At 58.9% G+C, this 18,222-nt stretch carries 14 protein-coding genes; 7 read left to right on the top strand and 7 right to left on the bottom strand.

The features are described from left to right. The 4 genes from tcuB to QRN31_RS27655 all read right to left on the bottom strand — a co-directional run bounded on the left by tcuB (nucleotide 1) and on the right by QRN31_RS27655 (nucleotide 5,416). Entirely contained in the window at nucleotides 1-1,158 is a 1,158-nt protein-coding gene (gene tcuB / locus QRN31_RS27640) for a tricarballylate utilization 4Fe-4S protein TcuB (protein ID WP_285435829.1), read from the bottom strand. Then, complete coding sequence (gene tcuA / locus QRN31_RS27645; RefSeq protein WP_285435830.1) at nucleotides 1,145-2,599, bottom strand: FAD-dependent tricarballylate dehydrogenase TcuA; 1,455 nt, start codon at nucleotides 2,597-2,599, stop codon at nucleotides 1,145-1,147. The genes tcuB and tcuA overlap by 14 nt, the downstream gene beginning before the upstream one ends. Before the next feature lie 167 nt (nucleotides 2,600-2,766). After that, on the bottom strand, nucleotides 2,767-3,702 hold the full coding sequence (locus QRN31_RS27650; RefSeq protein ID WP_285435831.1) for a LysR family transcriptional regulator: 936 nt from the start codon (nucleotides 3,700-3,702) through the stop codon (nucleotides 2,767-2,769). 322 nt (nucleotides 3,703-4,024) lie between these two features. Continuing rightward, complete coding sequence (locus QRN31_RS27655) at nucleotides 4,025-5,416, bottom strand: MFS transporter (protein WP_285435832.1); 1,392 nt, start codon at nucleotides 5,414-5,416, stop codon at nucleotides 4,025-4,027. 420 nt (nucleotides 5,417-5,836) lie between these two features. Here QRN31_RS27655 and QRN31_RS27660 point away from each other — a divergent pair, with 420 nt between their 5' ends. Then, the gene (locus QRN31_RS27660; RefSeq protein ID WP_350310399.1) at nucleotides 5,837-6,748 is read left to right on the top strand and encodes a YeeE/YedE thiosulfate transporter family protein; all 912 of its coding nucleotides are present in this window, start codon (nucleotides 5,837-5,839) and stop codon (nucleotides 6,746-6,748) included. Nucleotides 6,749-6,901: 153 nt separating this feature from the next. On the opposite strand, the gene QRN31_RS27665 is transcribed toward QRN31_RS27660, so the two are convergent. From QRN31_RS27665 to QRN31_RS27675, 3 genes are all read right to left on the bottom strand, one after another. Further along, entirely contained in the window at nucleotides 6,902-8,005 is a 1,104-nt protein-coding gene (locus tag QRN31_RS27665; RefSeq protein ID WP_285435833.1) for a DNA alkylation repair protein, read from the bottom strand. 25 nt (nucleotides 8,006-8,030) lie between these two features. After that, the gene (locus QRN31_RS27670) at nucleotides 8,031-8,642 is read right to left on the bottom strand and encodes a glutathione S-transferase (RefSeq protein WP_285435834.1); all 612 of its coding nucleotides are present in this window, start codon (nucleotides 8,640-8,642) and stop codon (nucleotides 8,031-8,033) included. Nucleotides 8,643-8,718: 76 nt separating this feature from the next. Beyond that, nucleotides 8,719-9,639 carry a MurR/RpiR family transcriptional regulator gene (locus QRN31_RS27675; protein ID WP_222587289.1) on the bottom strand — a complete coding sequence of 307 codons (921 nt, stop codon included), beginning with the start codon at nucleotides 9,637-9,639 and terminating at the stop codon, nucleotides 8,719-8,721. Between the two features lie 309 nt (nucleotides 9,640-9,948). On the opposite strand from QRN31_RS27675, the gene QRN31_RS27680 reads away from it, so the two are divergent. The 6 genes from QRN31_RS27680 to iolD all read left to right on the top strand — a co-directional run bounded on the left by QRN31_RS27680 (nucleotide 9,949) and on the right by iolD (nucleotide 18,201). Next, nucleotides 9,949-11,886, top strand: coding sequence for a bifunctional 5-dehydro-2-deoxygluconokinase/5-dehydro-2-deoxyphosphogluconate aldolase (locus tag QRN31_RS27680; protein ID WP_285435835.1), 1,938 nt, complete (start codon nucleotides 9,949-9,951; stop codon nucleotides 11,884-11,886). 160 nt (nucleotides 11,887-12,046) lie between these two features. Beyond that, the gene (iolE, locus tag QRN31_RS27685) at nucleotides 12,047-12,940 is read left to right on the top strand and encodes a myo-inosose-2 dehydratase (RefSeq protein WP_285435837.1); all 894 of its coding nucleotides are present in this window, start codon (nucleotides 12,047-12,049) and stop codon (nucleotides 12,938-12,940) included. Beyond that, nucleotides 12,937-13,746 (top strand): 5-deoxy-glucuronate isomerase, encoded by an 810-nt coding sequence (gene iolB / locus QRN31_RS27690; RefSeq protein WP_285435838.1) that lies wholly within the window; start codon nucleotides 12,937-12,939, stop codon nucleotides 13,744-13,746. Before iolE ends, iolB begins: the two co-directional genes overlap by 4 nt. Before the next feature lie 44 nt (nucleotides 13,747-13,790). Further along, nucleotides 13,791-15,293 (top strand): CoA-acylating methylmalonate-semialdehyde dehydrogenase, encoded by a 1,503-nt coding sequence (locus QRN31_RS27695; protein WP_285435839.1) that lies wholly within the window; start codon nucleotides 13,791-13,793, stop codon nucleotides 15,291-15,293. Between the two features lie 25 nt (nucleotides 15,294-15,318). Further along, nucleotides 15,319-16,140, top strand: a complete 822-nt coding sequence (locus QRN31_RS27700; RefSeq protein ID WP_285435840.1) for a TIM barrel protein — start codon at nucleotides 15,319-15,321, stop codon at nucleotides 16,138-16,140. A 129-nt stretch (nucleotides 16,141-16,269) separates the two neighbouring features. Next, nucleotides 16,270-18,201 carry a 3D-(3,5/4)-trihydroxycyclohexane-1,2-dione acylhydrolase (decyclizing) gene (iolD, locus tag QRN31_RS27705; protein ID WP_285435842.1) on the top strand — a complete coding sequence of 644 codons (1,932 nt, stop codon included), beginning with the start codon at nucleotides 16,270-16,272 and terminating at the stop codon, nucleotides 18,199-18,201. Nucleotides 18,202-18,222: the final 21 nt, after the last annotated feature.

Consider the following 18,222-nt stretch of genomic DNA (forward strand, 5'->3'; position numbering starts at 1 on the left):
TCAGTCGCTGCCGGCGTTGATCGGGTTGGGTTGACGCTTCTCGATGGCGTGTTTGAGCAGCGCAGCGCTACGGAATATTCCATGGGCGAATTTGCTGTAGGGCATGGTCAAGAAAAACGCCATGACCAGGCCGAGATGGATGGCCAACATCAAGCCCAAGGCGCTGGTTTCACGCAAAGCCAGCAGCGCCATGCCGCTTGCGCTGACTAGAAACAGCAGTGCGATGAAGCCGCGATCCATGGGTTTTTGCTTCTCATCGCCGTGCGCAGGGTTGCGACGCAGGTTCAGCCAAAGAAGACCCGCCGGACCGATCAGCAGGCCGATGCCACCGGCAATACCCAACATCACCGGCAAGCTGAAGACCGGATAAGGCGCCGACCACTTCAGCAGATAGTGAAAGAGCGTGGCGACGCCGGTGGCGGCGAAACACAGCATGAAGCCGTAGAAGGTGAGGTGGTGGAATCGGCGTCGCCACAAGGTGAATTGATCGTCGGCGTTGTTGCAGCCTTCGCCGTGGCCACCGTCCAGGTATTTGAGCTTCGCGACGTTGGCCGTAGCCTCCAAAGCAGCGGACGTCTTCAGCTGCAGTGGCGCTGCGACCGGTGAAACGTTGCGCCAGAAGCGCCGTACACCCAGGGTCAGGGCAAGTACCGCAAAGCCAAACACTGAGCCAAACATCAGCGCCAGGGTGTTATGCGGGAAAATCTTGTAGAAGTTGCCCCCGGGAATGGCCGTGAACAGGTTGCCCATGAGCATCAAGGTCAGGCATAAAAACAACGCCAGTCCCCCACCGGAAGCCAGCGCCAGGGTCAGTCCGTTGCTCTGATACAACTTGCCCATTACTTGCGGCCACGCGTATTCGGCGTAAGTATCCAGGCGCACTTTGGCCATGGCTTTCGGTATATTGATTTCGAATTCGTGGGGGGCGGCGTACTGACAGGCGTGCAGGCACGCGCCGCAGTTATGGCACAAGTTCGCCAGGTAATGGATGTCTGCCTGAGCGAATTCCAAGCGCCGGGTCATTGCCGGAAATACCGCGCAAAAGCCTTCGCAATAACGGCAGGCATTGCAGATGGTCATCTGCCGCTGGACTTCACTTTCGTCAAGATTCAACACCGGGATCAACCCGCCCGATGCTTGGGGATCAAACAGTTGCATGTCGAGACTCCGTGTTTGCAGATGGAATGCCAAAGCCAACCGAAGCGGCCGCCTGCACACCGGCGATGCGGCCAAACGCGGTACCGATGGCCATACCGATGCCGGCGGTGTAACCCTTGCCCAGGACATTGCCGGCCATCATTTCTCCCGCGACGAACAGGTTGGGGCTCGCTTTGCCGTTGAAATGCACGGCAGCGGTTTCGTCGGTGGCGAGTCCGAGGTAGGTGAACGTGACACCCGGTTTAAGCGGGTAGGCGTAGAAAGGTGGTTTCACCAATGGCCGCGCCCAATGGGTTTTGGCGGGCGTCAGTCCTTGGGTGTGGCAGTCGTCCAATGCCGTGTGATCGAACGTGCCAACGCGGCAGGCGCTGTTGTAGTCCTCGACAGTCTTGACGAATTTTTCTTCAGGCAGCTTCAACTGGCGGGCAAGGTCTTGCAGAGTATTGGCGGTAGTTCCGGGAAACACCGGCGGCATGAAGCGGCCGATGGCTTGTTGATCGATGATCGAATACGCCTGCTGACCGGGCTGTCCGGCCACCAGACGCCCCCAGATTGCATAACGTTTTGGCCAGAAATCCTCACCTTCGTCGTAGAAGCGTTCGCCATCACGATTGACCACCACACCGAGAGATACGCAGTCGATTCGGGTGCAGATTCCTCCGTCGTAGAGTGGCGCGCGGGCATCAATCGCGACCATGTGTGCTTGCGTCGGATCGCCGATCACATCGGCGCCAAGGTCGAGCATGCGCCGTAGCAAAATTCCGGTATTGAATCGGGTGCCCCGGATCAGGAAATTGTCCGATGGCCATTCACCGCGCTCGTTCTGACCCCAGGCTTCGCGCAGCCATTCACGGTTGGATTCGAAGCCGCCGGCCGCCAACACGCAGGCCCGGGCTTCAATGCGTTCTGCGGCGAAACGCTGACCATCGACCTCATGTTCGCCCACATGGGCGGCGACGAATTTGCCCTCGTCCAACTCGATGTCGGTCACTTGCGTGTTATAGCGAACTTTTACACCCAGGCGCTCGGCGCTGCGGAAATAGGCATTGACCAGCGCTTTGCCGCCGCCCATAAAAAATGCATTGGTCCGCGCCACGTGCAGCGCGCCGGACAGCGGTGGCTGAAAATGCACGCCGTGTGAACGCATCCAATCGCGGCAAGAGGACGATGCCCGAATTGCAATGCGTGCAAGCTTTTCATTCGTAAGGCCGCCGGTGACCTTCAGCAGGTCTTGCCAGTATTCTTCTTCCGGATAGGCATCGATCAGCACGTCCTGCGGTTCGTCGTGCATGCACCGCAGGTTACGGGTGTGTTGGGAGTTGCCACCGCGCCAGATTTTCGGAGAGGCTTCCAGCAGCATCACGCTGGCGCCCGCTTCTCGCGCCATCAGGGCGGCGCACAAGGCAGCGTTGCCACCCCCTATGATTAAGACATCGATCATTATCGCTCCTCGATTTGCAAGGAAGCGGGAACGAAGTGCTCCTTGCGAGTGGGGAGAACGATAGGGTGAGGAAGGAGTGGCCGAAAGGCTGCGTTTGACGCGGGGTGTTTAGTTTTTCTAAAGGCTTTGTCGTCAGGAAAGTCTAATGAGTCCGGGCTGAAGGAGGATTACGCATCTACACCTTCTATCCATGTAGCGCCAGGCCACTGTTTGTCGATGACCAGCTGTCGCGCCACATCGACGATGACCAACCGCGTTGCCAGCGCCGCCGGAGAGAGTTCGTCGTCAGCCAGCGTCGCCAGAAGATTACGCCGGCCCACATGGGGATCGGCAATCCTGATCATTGAAAGTCCGGACCTGTCTTTCAATGCAGCGGCCGCCCCCGGTTGTATCGTTGCCGCATGACCTGCCCGAACGGCGTTCATCAAAACAGCGAGACCGTCGACTTCCATAATGACATTGGGTGTTAGCCCGACCCGCTCGAACGCGCTCATCAATGCCGAGCGCAATCCATGTTGCGCGCTAGGCATCACCAGCGGCAGGCCGCCGAGGTCTGCTAACTGCACGCTTTTACCAGAAGGCGCTTGAGGCAGGCTGGGCGAGGCAATGACAAACAGCTTTTCATCCAGCAGCGGAGTCACGCTCCAGCGTTTACCCCCTTCGAGCTGGAACAGGATGGCCAGATCAATTTGCCGTGCGTTGAGCTGCGCCGCCAAGTGGCCGGAAAGCATTTCCACCAGATGCAATTGTATGTCCGGATAACGCGCACGCATTGCATTGATCAACGGCAACGCGAGCACCGTTGCGGTAGTCGGCGGTAAGCCGACGCTGACATAACCGCTCATTCGCCCGCGATGGGCGGCCATGATTGCGTTGTCCGCCTGGCGTAGCGTCAATTGGGCGTGGTGTAAAAACGCAAATCCGGCGCTAGTGGCCGTCACGCCGGTAGAGGTTCGATTCAGGAGACGGGTGCACAGTTCGCTTTCCAGCTTGGAGATTTGCTGACTGAGGGCTGACACGCCAACGTCCAGCTCAAGTGCCGCACGCCCCAGGCTGCCAAGCTCGATGATTTTTACGAAATAGCGCAGTTGTCTCAATTCCAATGTGGCGGCTCCCCGCGAATTTGTTATTTAACTGCCTGAACGTTCGCCACATAAGCTGCGAAGCCCGAAGAGGCAGCATTCTCGCAGGTTTGGGTTGACCGTTGAGCGCGTGCGCTTTGTCGTAACTAAATGGGTCAATTTAACGGTTGGCACGGGGAGTGTCGAATGACTGCTCCTGGCCGTTTTCAGCCGGTCGCGACAGGCTAATGGGTGTCCCCTTTCTATTGCGATTATTGCCTATGGTCGAGGTCGGCAATCGGCTGATCGGTCATTAAGAGTATTTACAAAACGTGGTGCGATTCAGTTCATGGCGTTTGCCAGCTCAAGTTCGGACAGCAACGACTCGGGCAAAGCTTGCAATGCTTGCAATGGCTGCGAATGCAACTGCCCCCCATAACGCAAACGTTGCTCCATGCTCGCTCGATAACATGAAGCAATAAGCAACCAGCGCTGCACCAATTGCCTGTCCAACCAACCTTGACGTAGCAACCATACCGCTTGCACTGCCGGCACGTGTCGGTGGCGCGCTGCCCATAAAACCTTTGAGGTTAGGTGCTTGGAAAAAACCAAACCCAATGCCTGACATAGCCATGCGCCAGCTAATATTCAAAGTCGAGGGGTTATCAGGCATAAGTACTAGAGCTATCAACCCAACCGCCAGTATCGAAAGACCGATTCCTCCTAATGCGCCGGGAGAATAATGATCACTCAAGCGGCCGGCAATTGGGGCCATTATCGCTACCATGACAGCCCATGGCGTCATTAGAAAACCAGCCTCTACTGGGGATTTCCCAAGCGTCGTATAGAAATAAAACGGCAGGGCTACGAACGCCAGTCCTTGTGCTGCGAAGGTGCAAATGGACGTCACGACAGAAAGCGCAAACATGGGCCGACGCAGCAGATCAATCGGCAGCATTGGCGCCTTATGACCTGCCTGCCGATGCATGAGCAGTGCGAAGAACAAAGCAGTTGCGGCCAATTCCAATGCCAGTGTAGTGAATTTCTCTTGGTGGGCAGCATCCCCGAATAACAAAATCAAAAAGCTGAACGCGACTATGTTGTAGAGGGCAGTCAGACCATCAAACTTGTGGGTCGCCCGGCGGGTATCAGGCAATACTTTTCGCCCCAGGAAAAGTGCGACCAAGCCAAGCGGAACGTTGATTGCGAATAACCACGACCAACTGGCGACTGACAAAATAAGGGATGACAAGGTCGGCCCGATTGCAAAAGCCACCGCAACGACCAAGGCGTTGGTCCCATAACCACGTCCCAGCATGCGCGTCGGGTAGATGGCTTTAAGCATGGCTGTATTCACACCCATAACGGCGCTAGCCCCAATTCCCTGTAACAGCCGAGCTATGACCAGTGAAGGCAACGACCAGGCCAGAGCACAGGCAAGCGATGCCAATGTGAATAAAAACAGTCCGAAAAGTAGTACCCGCCGGTAGGAGATGATTTCACCCAATGCAGCGAACGGGAGGAGCGTTGCGACCATCGCTAACTGATAGACGTTGATGATCCAGACCGATGATGCAGGTGTTGTCTGCAATTGAGCAGCTATTGCAGGTAAAGCGACATTGGCTATTGCGGTGTCGAGTGATGCCATGGCGACACCAATCGCCAACGAAAATATCGCGAGGCGGCGGGCGTTTTCAGGCAACCCATCTGGCTGAGAAGTGACGGTCTCTGCATCCATTGTTGTTTGTCTGGACATGCTGGCTCCAAGATGTAGAGGAGGTGGTTTCTTCTATCAAGTTTGCTTCGTTGGTATTGCTCATTGGGTGGTGCTTAGGTGAGAAGCAATCTTCTGTCGCTTGCTTGATAGCGTCCAAGACCGATATACAATCTTTCATATAGGCTCAGCCTATAGTTAAAAATGTCGACTGTTCTAGTTCGCAGCGACACATCCATTGACCAATCGCCGCCTTACGCGAAAGTCAGCTTTGTGGAGGTTTTTGCCGGTCGTGACCGGCAACAGTCTGCCAAGAACAGTCATTCAACTTCTACGAAACCAGTGAGCGACACAAAGCGACCGTCAGATTACAGCCGCGTCAGATACACAGTTAACCTGATCGAGAGCTACGCTAATACCTGGTGAAACCCGGCCCATCCAAATCAGCAGTGGCGCACGAACATGGTGTTCTTTTTACTGATGGCGTTGGTATTAGCGTTCCTGATTGGCTGGGTTTCGCAGCGCATGGGCATGTGCCTGGTCAGAGCGAGCGAACAATTGCTGGCGGGGCGCCCGACGTTGTTTGTGGCACTGATATCGTGTGGATTGTTCGGGCTGATGCTGGCCCCGATCTATCGTTTCTCCGGGGTCAGCCTGCCGCTGTACTCGCCTGGTATTTCCTATCCCTTACTGGTTTCGGGAGGCTTGTTGTTCGGGGTGGCATCGGTGCTGAACAACGGTTGCAGCGTAGGCACGCTAACCAGGTTTGCCTGTGGCAATTTCAATAAACTGTTCACGATGATCGGCTGGATCCTGGGGATGGTGCTCTGGTATTACATGCGCATGATGCCCGAACAAAAGAGTATTCTGATGCCGGAAATTTCCAGCCGTCATTACTGGCTGTTGATCGGCGTAGTGGCGCTGGTGCTGATCTTTTTGGTCGCCATTCACGGTAATAAACACCTGGTTTTCTCCAGTATGCTGCTGGGTGCGTTGACGAGTGCACTCTATGCATTCGAGCCGTCATGGACACCCAGTGTGTTCTTTTACAATGTTTCGCAGATGTTCTGGCAAGCCGATATGGCAATCAGCGCCCGGCGTATTGCGGTGTTTGTCATGTTGCTGGCAGGTATGTTGAGTTTTAACCTGTACAGGAAGAAGTTCTGTTTCGAGGCCTTTACCCCCTCAAAAGCTGGCGTTCATCTGTTGGCGGGTATTTTGATGGGAATTGGGGCTTCGATGATGCTTGGCGGTAACGACTCGCAAATACTGTTGGTGTTTCCAACACTGGGCGTTGCTTCGAGCATTCCGCTCGTGTCGATTGCCACAGGCATGCTGGTGTCGTTGTGGTGCAAAAAACGCGCTACTCGTTGAACGCTTTAGAGAGGGCTCCAGGGACAATATGTCCGTCCCCTTTTTTCTATCGATCCGAGCCATCCACTGCCGAGTTAAGCGGCCCTCACGGGTAGACTCCGTCACTTCTAATAGCATTGGAGGCGGTCGGACGCAGCCTCGCGTTGCTACACGTTACGCGAGGATCTCAAATGAGGTGCTGGCAAGGCGTTCGCCATTCACCATGATGTGCACCGCGTGTTTGCCCACATAGTGTTTGCGAGTAGTCAGTTCCTTAATATGCTGCCCTCGACTCACAAACTCACTCCCCCCACCAGCCAGCGTCAACGCCTTCAGCTTGAACACCTTCGCCGACGTCCCGCCATTGGCCTTCACATAATCAATCGCATAATCAATCACCAGCCGCTGACTCTCCGCCACCGTGGATTTCACATCAAACGACAACGTAATTTTCTCCCCCAGCCGAATCACCGCCGGCTCGACTGTCACCCCAATAATCTCAACCTCAGCCTTGCCACTCGCCCCGATAATCGCCAACGCCCGCTGATTGCCCTGTTTGATCAAACTGCGCAGCGCATGCTTGGCAATCCAGGCCGTGTGTTTGTTTTCCAGCGACCAACCCTCGATCAAATCCAGCACCCACTCCGGATGGTCCTTGGTGATGTCATTGAGGTGGTTCGCCACGGACTTGCGCACGTAGAGGCTTGCATCGGCCTTGAGGTTGTCGAGAATTCCCGCCGCCAATGTCGGGTCGCGCTGAATCTGCTCCAGTCGAAAGGACCACGGCAAACGCGGTCGACTGCCTTCGCTGGCCAGGCGTCGCACGTGTTCGTTGTCATCCAGGGACCATTGCTGCATCAGCGCCAACGACCGCTGCAGATCGCTGCGCAGAAAATAGCGGATCGCGAATTCCGCAGAGCCAAACGCGGTGAAGTACTTGAGTGCGTCCATCGACTGTTCGAAATCATGCGCGCCGTACATCGCCACGTAATGCGGCAGCGAGATGCTGACGAAGCCGCTGTTGAGGCGGGGGGCGAGGGCGCGCAGGATGTCCAGCGACTCGTCATAACCCAGCGGCAGTGCGGCGTGCAGGCATTCGCTGACCCGGGCCATGCGTTGCATGATCGACAGGTCGGCGAGGCCGTCGTTGGCCATTTTCAGGAAGGCTTTGGCGTTGAACGCCGGGTAGACCGCGGTCATTTCGGTCGCGATGTGCTGGAGGCGCGCGGCGTTGAAGATTTCCTTCAACGCCGGGGCAGGTTGTTCAGCGGCGGTCATGGTCGGGTCCGATGGAGGAGGCCGTTCAGGTTATCGGGGTACTGATGAAGGCCTCAAGCTTTTCTGCCTGCGCGGTGAATTCAGCGATCCGCGGAAACTGCTCGGCATCGACTTGATCCGGCACCACGAGGTTGGTAAAGCTCCAGGCGACCGCGAGGGTGATGCCGTCTTGCCCGATCAAGGCGCCGTTGCCCAGGGGCTGCTTTTCCAGTTCGCGCTCAAGTGACGAGTACGCCGCCGCCAGTTGACCTTCAACCCGTTCGACCCATGGCTGGTATTGGATGTCGGCTGGACGCAGGTTGCGTTCGTAGTAAAGCTGCACCGACTTTTCGCACGCCGCCAGCCCGAGGCCGATCAGGCGCAAGGAGCGCAGCCGCTGTTTGAGGTCGCCGGGCATCAGGCTTTTGCCGGGACCGGCCAGGGCTTCCAGGTAGTCGATGATCAGGGTCGAGTCGATCAACACCTCGCCGTCGTCCAGCACCAGGGTGGGCGCCTTGACCACCGGGTTGATCTGCTGGAAGTGCTCGAAGTGGCGGAACACCGACACCGATTCGTGTTCCAGGTCGATGCCCAGGTATCGGGCGGAAATGGCCACGCGCCGCACGTAGGGCGAATCCAGCATGCCGATCAGTTTCATAGCGCCGTTCCTTCAGGTATCCATGTCGGGATGGACTACCTTAGCTGAGCTTCCATGACCTGCAAGTGGCGCGTGGTTAATCCTCGAAGCCGACCTGCTCGTGGATCTCGTCGACCTTCAATTCCAGTCGATAGGCCACGGCGATAAACAGCGCCTGGCACAGGCACAACGTCGCACTCAGTGAGCGAAACGCAAACGAACTGCCTTCGTTGACCAGCAGCACGGTGTTGGCGCGCTTGGCCAGCGGCGACAGGTTGCTGTCGGTGATGATCAGGGTTTTAGCCTGATTGTGCTGGGCGATGCGCAGGCAGTGCTGGGTTTCCTTGCCGTAGGGCGTGAAGCTGATGGCGATCACCAGGTCATTGGCGCGCACGCTGCGCATCTGCTCGCGATAACTGCCGCCCAGGCCCGACACCAGATGGATGCGCTTGTTGGTGTGTTGCAGGTTGTAGACCAGGTAATCGGCGACCGCGAACGAGCGGCGCACGCCGACCACGTAGATGTTGTCGGCGTTGACCACCAGGTCCACGGCCTTGTCGAAGGCTTCGTCATCGAGTTCCTGTCCCAGTCGCTCGATGCCCGACAGGGTCGCGTCGATGCACTCGCGGGCGAGGTCGCCACCGCTGGCCTTTTGCGATTTGTTGGCGATCATGCTGCGAATGCGCTGCTGGTAGTTCTGCACCGGCGTGGTCTTGTGCGTGTACGCCTCGCGGAACAAGGCCTGCATCTCGCTGAAACCACTGAAACCGAAGCGCTGGGAAAACCGCACGATGGCCGAGGGGTGCACTTCGCACTCGCGGGCGATATCGCTGATGCGGTCGACCATGATCCGGTCGCTTTGCTGGCTCATGTAGCTGGCGATGCGTTTGAGCTGGCGCGGCAGGCTTTCGTATTCGTTGGTGATCAACTGCAGCAAACGCTCGGCATTGATCGGGGGGCTGACGAGATCGCTGTCGGGCGTGCTCTCGGACGTAGCCGGCTGATCGGTGCGGGACATAAGGAATCCTTCTGGCTTGTTCTTATAGGGACGACAGATCGCGTCATCCCCTGACAATAGGTTGGCTGTGCGCAGTCTACAGGGTAGGCCTGAATAAAATCTTGAGCTTGCGGCGTGTATGGGGTTGCTGAAACGATGCACTGCGCCTGGAGCGCCTGCACACGAGTTTATTGGAAAAAATATTCCACGTAAAAAATAATTGGAATATTTATTGATTGTTCGGTCGCCCTCGTTTTAGTCTGCATCCACCAAGAGTGTTCGGCGCCTCCAGTGCCCGAACGCAGGCTGATAAAAATAACAGGAGCCAGCATGGGCCAGACTCGTTTTGCCAGTGGGCGTCAATTGGATTTGATTTGCCTGGGGCGCCTTGGCGTCGACCTCTATGCGCAGCAAGTCGGAGCGCGGCTTGAGGATGTGAGCAGCTTCGCCAAATACCTCGGCGGATCGTCCGCCAACATCGCCTTCGGCACCGCCCGGCTGGGTCTCAAGTCGGCGATGTTGAGCCGGGTAGGGGACGACCACATGGGCCGCTTCCTCCTGGAATCCCTGGCGCGTGAAGGCTGTGACGTCAGCGGCATCAAGGTCGACCCGGAACGCCTCACCGCGATGGTGCTGCTGGGCCTCAAGGACCGCGAAACCTTTCCCCTGGTCTTCTACCGCGAAAACTGCGCCGACATGGCGCTGCGGGCCGAAGACATCAGCGAAGCCTTTATAGCCTCCAGCAAAGCCTTGCTGATCACCGGCACCCATTTCTCCACCGACGGCGTGTACAAGGCGAGCATCCAGGCGCTGGACTACGCCGAAAAACACAACGTCAAACGCGTGCTGGACATCGACTATCGCCCGGTGCTCTGGGGCCTGGCCGGCAAGGCCGACGGCGAGACCCGTTTCGTCGCCGATCAGAACGTCAGCCTGCATGTGCAGAAGATCCTCCCGCGTTTCGACCTGATCGTCGGCACTGAAGAAGAGTTTTTGATTGCCGGTGGCGCCGAGGATTTGCTCAGCGCGCTGCGCAACGTCCGGCGCTTGAGCGACGCAACCCTGGTGGTCAAGCTTGGCCCGCAAGGTTGCACAGTGATTCACGGTGCCATTCCGGCGCAGCTGGAAGACGGCGCCATTTACCCCGGCGTTCGGGTGGAAGTGCTCAATGTGTTGGGCGCTGGCGATGCCTTCATGTCGGGCTTCCTCAGCGGTTGGCTGGAGGACGCCAGCGACGAGCGCTGCTGCCAGTTGGCCAATGCCTGCGGCGGTCTGGTGGTGTCGCGCCATGCGTGCGCCCCGGCAATGCCGACCCGCGCCGAACTCGATTACCTGTTCAACAGCCCGGTGCCGATCACCCGGCCGGATCAGGACGCGGTGTTGCAGCGTTTGCATCAGGTCAGCGTGCCGCGCAAGCAGTGGAAACAGCTGTTCATCTTTGCGTTCGATCATCGTGGGCAACTGGTGGAACTGGCGCACAAGGGCGGTCGCGACCTCAATGCTATCTGCGAACTCAAGCAACTCTTTATCAAGGCTGTGGAACGGGTCGAAGCCGATTTGCGCGAGCAGGGCATCGAGGCCGATGTCGGGCTGTTGGCCGATCAACGCTTCGGCCAGGACTCGCTGAACGCCGCCACCGGCCGTGGCTGGTGGGTGGCGCGGCCAGTGGAAGTGCAGGGCTCGCGGCCGTTGGCGTTCGAACACGGGCGCTCGATTGGCAGCAACCTGATCGCCTGGCCGCAAGAACAGATCATCAAGTGCCTGGTGCAATTCCACCCGGACGACGAGCCATTGCTGCGCCTGGAACAGGAAGCGCAGATCAAGGGCTTGTATCAGGCCTCACAAGTCAGCGGTCATGAACTGCTGCTGGAAATCATCCCGCCTAAAGACCACCCGTCAATCCACCCGGACGTGCTGTATCGCGCACTGAAACGCCTCTACAACCTCGGCATCTACCCAGCGTGGTGGAAGATCGAAGCGCAAAGCGCCGAGGAATGGAAACAGCTCGATGAGTTGATTCAGGAGCGTGATCCGTACTGCCGGGGTGTGGTGCTCCTGGGCCTGAATGCGCCGGCGGCGGCGTTGGCCGAAGGCTTTGTGCAAGCGAGCCAGAGCCAGACCTGTCGCGGATTTGCCGTCGGCCGCACGATTTTCCAGGAGCCGAGCCGCGCGTGGATGGCCGGTGAAATCGATGATGAAGGACTGATTCGCCAGGTGCAGGGCACGTTTGTCGAATTGATCGATGCCTGGCGCACAGCCCGCGCCTGATGCAACACCGCGACCTCCTTGTGGGAGCGAGCTTGCTCGCGATGACGGCGGCACATTCAACATTAATGTCGCCTGATACACCGCCATCGCGAGCAAGCTCGCTCCCACAAGGGATTCGCGCCGTATTCAATGGTTAGGTACAACAACAATAGGTGCAGCCATGCCCGCTATCCGAATTGGCATCAACCCGATTTCCTGGAGCAACGACGACCTGCCGTCCCTCGGCGGCGAGACGCCGCTGAGCACCGCGTTGAGCGAAGGCAAGGAAATCGGCTACGAAGGTTTTGAACTCAACGGCAAATTCCCCAAGGATGCCAAAGGCGTCGGCGACGTGCTGCGGCCTTATGACCTGGCGCTGGTCTCCGGCTGGTATTCCAGTCGCCTGGCGCAGCGTTCGGTGGCAGAAGAAATCGACGCCATCGGCAGCCATGTCGAGCTGCTGGCGAAGAACGGCGCCAACGTGCTGGTCTACGGCGAAGTCGCTGATTCCATCCAGGGCCAGCGCATTCCATTGGTCGAACGCCCGCGTTTCCACACCGAACAGGCGTGGCAGGCATACGCCGACAAGCTCACCGAACTGGCGCGTTTCACCCTGTCCCAAGGCGTGCGCCTGGCGTATCACCACCACATGGGCGCCTACGTCGAATCCCCCGCGGACATCGATAAGTTGATGGCACTGACCGGCAGCGAAGTCGGTTTGCTGTTCGATTCGGGTCATTGCTACATGGGCGGTGGCGAACCCTTGCAAGTGCTGCGCAAGCACATCGAGCGCATTTGCCACGTGCACTTCAAGGACGTGCGCAAACCGGTGGTGCAACTGGCGCGCAACAACCTGTGGAGTTTTCCGGACTGCATCATCAACGGCACCTTCACCGTGCCCGGAGATGGCGACATCGATTTCGCCGCGCTGCTCGATGTGTTGCTGGCCAACGATTACCACGGTTGGCTGGTGGTCGAGGCCGAACAGGACCCGGCGGTGGCACCGAGCTACGTCTATGCGAAAAAAGGCTTCGACACCTTGCGTGCGTTGCTCGACGAGAGGATTGCGCGATGAGCCTGCTGGTCAAAAGCAACGCCCGTGGCCGGACCATGGTCGAGTTGGGCCAGGGTGAATTGGAATACGTCGGTTTTGCCGCTTACCGTTTAAGCCTGGGCGAAACCTTGCCGGTGGCGGCAGGCGATAAAGAACTGTGTCTGGTGCTGCTCAGCGGTCGCGTCAGCATCAAGGGCGAAGCGCCGGGGCAGGGCGCGTTCGACTGGGAAAACCTCGGTGATCGACAGTCGGTGTTCGAAGACAAATCCCCGTTCGCCGCGTATTTGCCACCGGGCAGCCAGGCGCAAGTGGTCGCACTCAGCGATGTGCAAATCGCCGTCTGCGCCGCGCCGGGGCTGTCCAGCAATGGTCTTGGTCCACGGCTGATCAAACCCGAGACCATGAAGCGCAGCGTGCGCGGCAAGGGCGCCAACACCCGTTACGTCTGCGACATCCTGCCGGACACCGAGCCTGCGCATTCGTTGCTGGTGGTGGAAGTGCGCACGCCGTCGGGGCACTCCTCGAGTTATCCGCCGCACAAGCACGACACCGACGATTTGCCGCACCAGAGCTTTCTCGAAGAAACCTATTACCACCAGATCAATCCGCCTCAAGGCTTTGTGTTCCAGCGCGTCTACACCGACGACCGCAGCATCGATCAAGCCATGGCGGTGGAAAACAGCGATCTGGTGGTCGTGCCCAAGGGCTATCACCCGGTCAGCGTGCCGTACGGCTACGAGTCGTATTACCTGAACGTGATGGCCGGCCCAAAACGCGTCTGGCAGTTCCATAACGATCCGCAGCACAGCTGGCTGCTGGATCTGTGAACTGAATAACCTGAATTCCACCTTCTGCACGGAGAACAAGAACAATGAGTGACGTCCCGGTCATCGGCCATTACATCGACGGTCAAGTGCAAGACAGCACCAGCGAGCGGTTCAGCAACGTCTTCAACCCGGCCACCGGCGCGGTGCAAGCGCGCGTCGGGCTGGCCAGCCAGAAGACCGTGGACGAGGCCGTCGCCTCGGCCCTGAAAGCCTTCCCCGCGTGGTCCGAACAATCGTCCCTGCGCCGTTCGCGGGTGATGTTCAAGTTCAAGGAATTGCTCGACCGTCATCACGATGAGCTGGCCGAAATCATCAGCCGTGAACACGGCAAGGTGTTCTCCGACGCCAAGGGCGAAGTCACCCGTGGCATCGAGATCGTCGAATACGCCTGCGGCGCGCCGAACCTGCTGAAGACTGAATTCAGCGACAACATAGGCGGCGGCATCGACAACTGGAACCTGCGTCAGCCACTGGGCGTGTGCGCCGGCGTCACACCGTTCAATTTCCCGGTGATGGTGCCGCTGTGGATGATCCCGCTGGCGTTGGTCACCGGTAACTGTTTCATCCTCAAACCGTCCGAGCGTGATCCGTCGGCCAGTGTGCTGATGGCCCGCCTGCTGACCGAAGCCGGTTTGCCGGATGGCGTGTTCAACGTCGTCCAGGGCGACAAGACGGCGGTCGACGCATTGCTGGAACACCCGGACATCGAGGCGATTTCCTTTGTCGGCTCGACGCCGATTGCCGAATACATCCACCAGCAAGCCACCTCACGCGGCAAGCGCGTTCAGGCGCTGGGCGGGGCGAAGAACCACATGATCGTCATGCCCGACGCGGATCTAGACCAAGCCGCAGACGCCTTGATCGGCGCCGCTTTTGGCTCGGCCGGCGAGCGCTGCATGGCGATCTCGATAGCGGTCGCTGTGGGCGATGTCGGTGACGCGTTGATTGCCAAACTGCTGCCGCGCATCGATCAGCTCAAGGTTGGCAACGGCATGCAGGGTGACAGTGACATGGGGCCGTTGGTGACGGCTGAGCACAAGGCCAAGGTCGAAGGTTTTATCGATCAAGGCGTGGCCCAAGGCGCGCAGCTGATTGTCGATGGTCGTGGATTCAAGGTGCCGGGCGCCGAGAACGGGTTCTTCGTTGGCGCCACGCTGTTCGATAACGTCACGACCGAGATGAGCATCTATCAGCAGGAAATCTTCGGTCCGGTGCTGGGCATCGTTCGGGTGCCGGATTTCGCCAGTGCCGTGGCGTTGATCAACGCCCACGAATTCGGCAACGGCGTGTCGTGTTTCACCAGCGACGGCGGCATTGCCCGCGCCTTTGCCCGCACCATCAAGGTCGGCATGGTCGGTATCAACGTGCCGATTCCGGTGCCGATGGCCTGGCACTCGTTCGGTGGCTGGAAGCGCTCGCTGTTCGGCGATCACCACGCCTACGGCGAAGAAGGCATCCGCTTCTACAGTCGCTACAAAAGCGTGATGCAGCGCTGGCCCGACAGCATTGCCAAAGGCCCTGAATTCAGCATGCCGACTGCCAAATAACACGCCCTTGCGGAGAACAACAATAATGAGCAAGCCCCTGCGTTTCGCCCTGAACCGTATGGTCGCCCCCCGTTTGTCCCTGCCGGCATTCATCGAGTTGGCGGTGGCCCTCAAGGCTGACGCCATCGAGATTCGCAACGACCTCGAAGGCGTCGAGATCAAAGACGGCACTCCCCCGGAACGGGTGCGCGAACTGTGCGCCGCCAATGGCATCACCGTGCTGTCGATCAACGCGTTATACCCGTTCGATGTGTGGAACGCGGAGCGTCGCGAGCAAGCGTTGAAGCTGGCCGCGTATGCCCAAAAGTGCGGCGCACAGGGCGTGGTCATGTGCCCGTTGAATGATCGCGCCGATCCGCGCAACGAAGCCGAACGCGCGACGTGGTTGCGCGCCGCGTTGACCGAACTGGCACCGATCCTGCGCGATCACGGCATTCTCGGTTTCATCGAGCCCTTGGGTTTTGAAGAGTGCTCGCTGCGGCGCAAACGCACGGCGGTGGACGCGATCAAGGCCATCGGCGGTCTGGATGTGTTCCGCCTGGTCCACGACACCTTTCACCATCACCTGGCGGGCGAGTCCGAGTTTTTCCCCGAGCTGACCGGACTGGTGCACATCTCCGGCGTCGAAGATGCCGAGGCACCGCTGGCGACCATTCGCGACGGCCATCGGGTGCTGGTGGGCGAGGGCGACATTCTCGGGAACGCGGTGCAAATCGAGACGTTGTTGAGTAACGGCTACAACGGCTACCTGTCGTTTGAACCGTTTGCCGAGAGCGTGCATGGCCTGGCCGATATTGAGCAAGCCATCGGCGCGAGCATGGATCACCTGCAAAAATCCCAAGGCTAATGAAAGTCCCGTGTGGGCGCGGGCTTGCCCGCGATAGCGATCTACCTGACACAGCAATGTTGAATGTACCGCCGCCATCGCGGGCAAGCCCGCTCCCACAGGTTTTTTTGGTGTATTGAAGGATTGGACATGACCACAACACGACTGACCATGGCCCAGGCCCTGGTGAAATTCCTCGATAACCAATACATCGAGGTCGATGGCGTCCAGAGCAAATTCGTCGCCGGGGTCTTTACCATTTTCGGCCACGGCAACGTGCTGGGCCTGGGCCAGGCCCTGGAGCAGGACAGCGGCGACCTCGTCGTCCATCAGGGCCGCAACGAACAAGGCATGGCCCACGCCGCCATCGGTTTTGCCAAGCAGCACTTGCGACGCAAGATCTACGCCTGCTCCTCATCGGTCGGCCCCGGCGCGGCGAACATGTTGACCGCCGCCGCGACGGCCACCGCCAACCGCATCCCCTTGCTGCTGTTGCCCGGCGATGTCTACGCCTGTCGCCAGCCGGACCCGGTGCTGCAACAGATCGAGCAGTTTCACGACCTGAGCATCAGCACCAACGATGCCTTCAAAGCCGTGAGCAAATACTGGGACCGCATCAACCGTCCCGAGCAACTGATGACGGCGGCGATCCACGCCATGCGCGTGCTCACCGATCCCGCCGAAACCGGCGCCGTGACCCTGGCTTTGCCGCAAGACGTGCAAGCCGAGGCCTACGACTATCCCGATTATTTCCTGCAAAAACGCGTGCACCGCATCGAGCGGCGTCCGGCCACTGAAGCGATGCTCGGTGATGCGTTGGCGCTGTTCAAGGGCAAGCGCAAGCCGCTGATCATTTGTGGCGGCGGAGTGCGTTACTCCGGGGCCAATGCTGAGTTGCAGGCGTTCGCCGAGCGCTTCGACATTCCCTTCGCAGAAACCCAGGCCGGCAAGAGCGCGGTGCTGTCCAGCCATCCGCTGAACGTCGGCGGCATCGGCGAAACCGGGTGCCTGGCGGCGAATCTGTTGGCCCGGGACGCCGACCTGATCATCGGAATTGGCACCCGCTACAGTGATTTCACCACCGCGTCGAAGTCCTTGTTCCAGCATCCCGAGGTGCAATTTCTCAACCTCAATATCAGCCCGTGCGATGCGCTGAAACTCGATGGCGTGCAATTGCTGGCGGACGCCAGAACCGGTTTGCAAGCGCTGGCTGAAGCTTTGGGTGACTACCGTTCCAGCTGGGGCGATCAACCTCGTGAAGCCAAGGTGCAGCTGGACGAAGAAATCGACCGCCTCAATCAGGTCGAATACCAGGCCAAGGATTTCACCCCGGAAATCAATGACCACATGGACCCGGCGGTGCTGCGCGAATTCATCGAGCTGACCGGTTCCTGCCTGGCCCAGAGCCGCGTGCTCGGCGTGCTCAATGAAACCCTCGCCGATGACGCCATTATCGTCGCCGCCGCCGGTAGCTTGCCCGGCGACTTGCAGCGCAGCTGGCGCAGCAAGGGTGTGAACACCTATCACGTCGAGTACGGTTATTCGTGCATGGGCTACGAGGTCAACGCCGCGTTGGGTGTGAAACTCGCTGAGCCGCAGCGCGAGGTCTACGCCTTGGTCGGCGATGGCTCTTACATGATGCTGCACTCGGAGCTGGCGACCTCGATCCAGGAGCGACGCAAGATCAACGTGGTGCTGCTCGACAACATGACCTTCGGCTGCATCAACAACCTGCAGATGGGCAATGGCATGGACAGCTTCGGCACCGAGTTCCGGTTCCGTAATCCTGAAACCGGCAAGCTCGATGGCGACTTCGTGCCGGTGGATTTCGCCATGAGCGCGGCGGCTTACGGCTGCAAGACCTACAAGGTCAACACCGTGGACGAGCTGCGGACTGCACTGGCGGATGCACGGTTGCAGACGGTGTCGACGCTGATCGACATCAAGGTCCTGCCCAAAACCATGATTCACGGCTACCTGTCGTGGTGGCGGGTCGGCGTGGCGCAAGTCTCCAACAGCGCCCGCACCGACGCGGTGGCCAAGACCCTGAATGAACGACTGGCCAAGGCCCGTCAGTACTGATTGCTCTACAAAAATTCCAAC

It is taken from the genome of Pseudomonas sp. fls2-241-R2A-110 (genome assembly GCF_030209165.1).
Taxonomy (GTDB): Bacteria; Pseudomonadota; Gammaproteobacteria; order Pseudomonadales; family Pseudomonadaceae; genus Aquipseudomonas.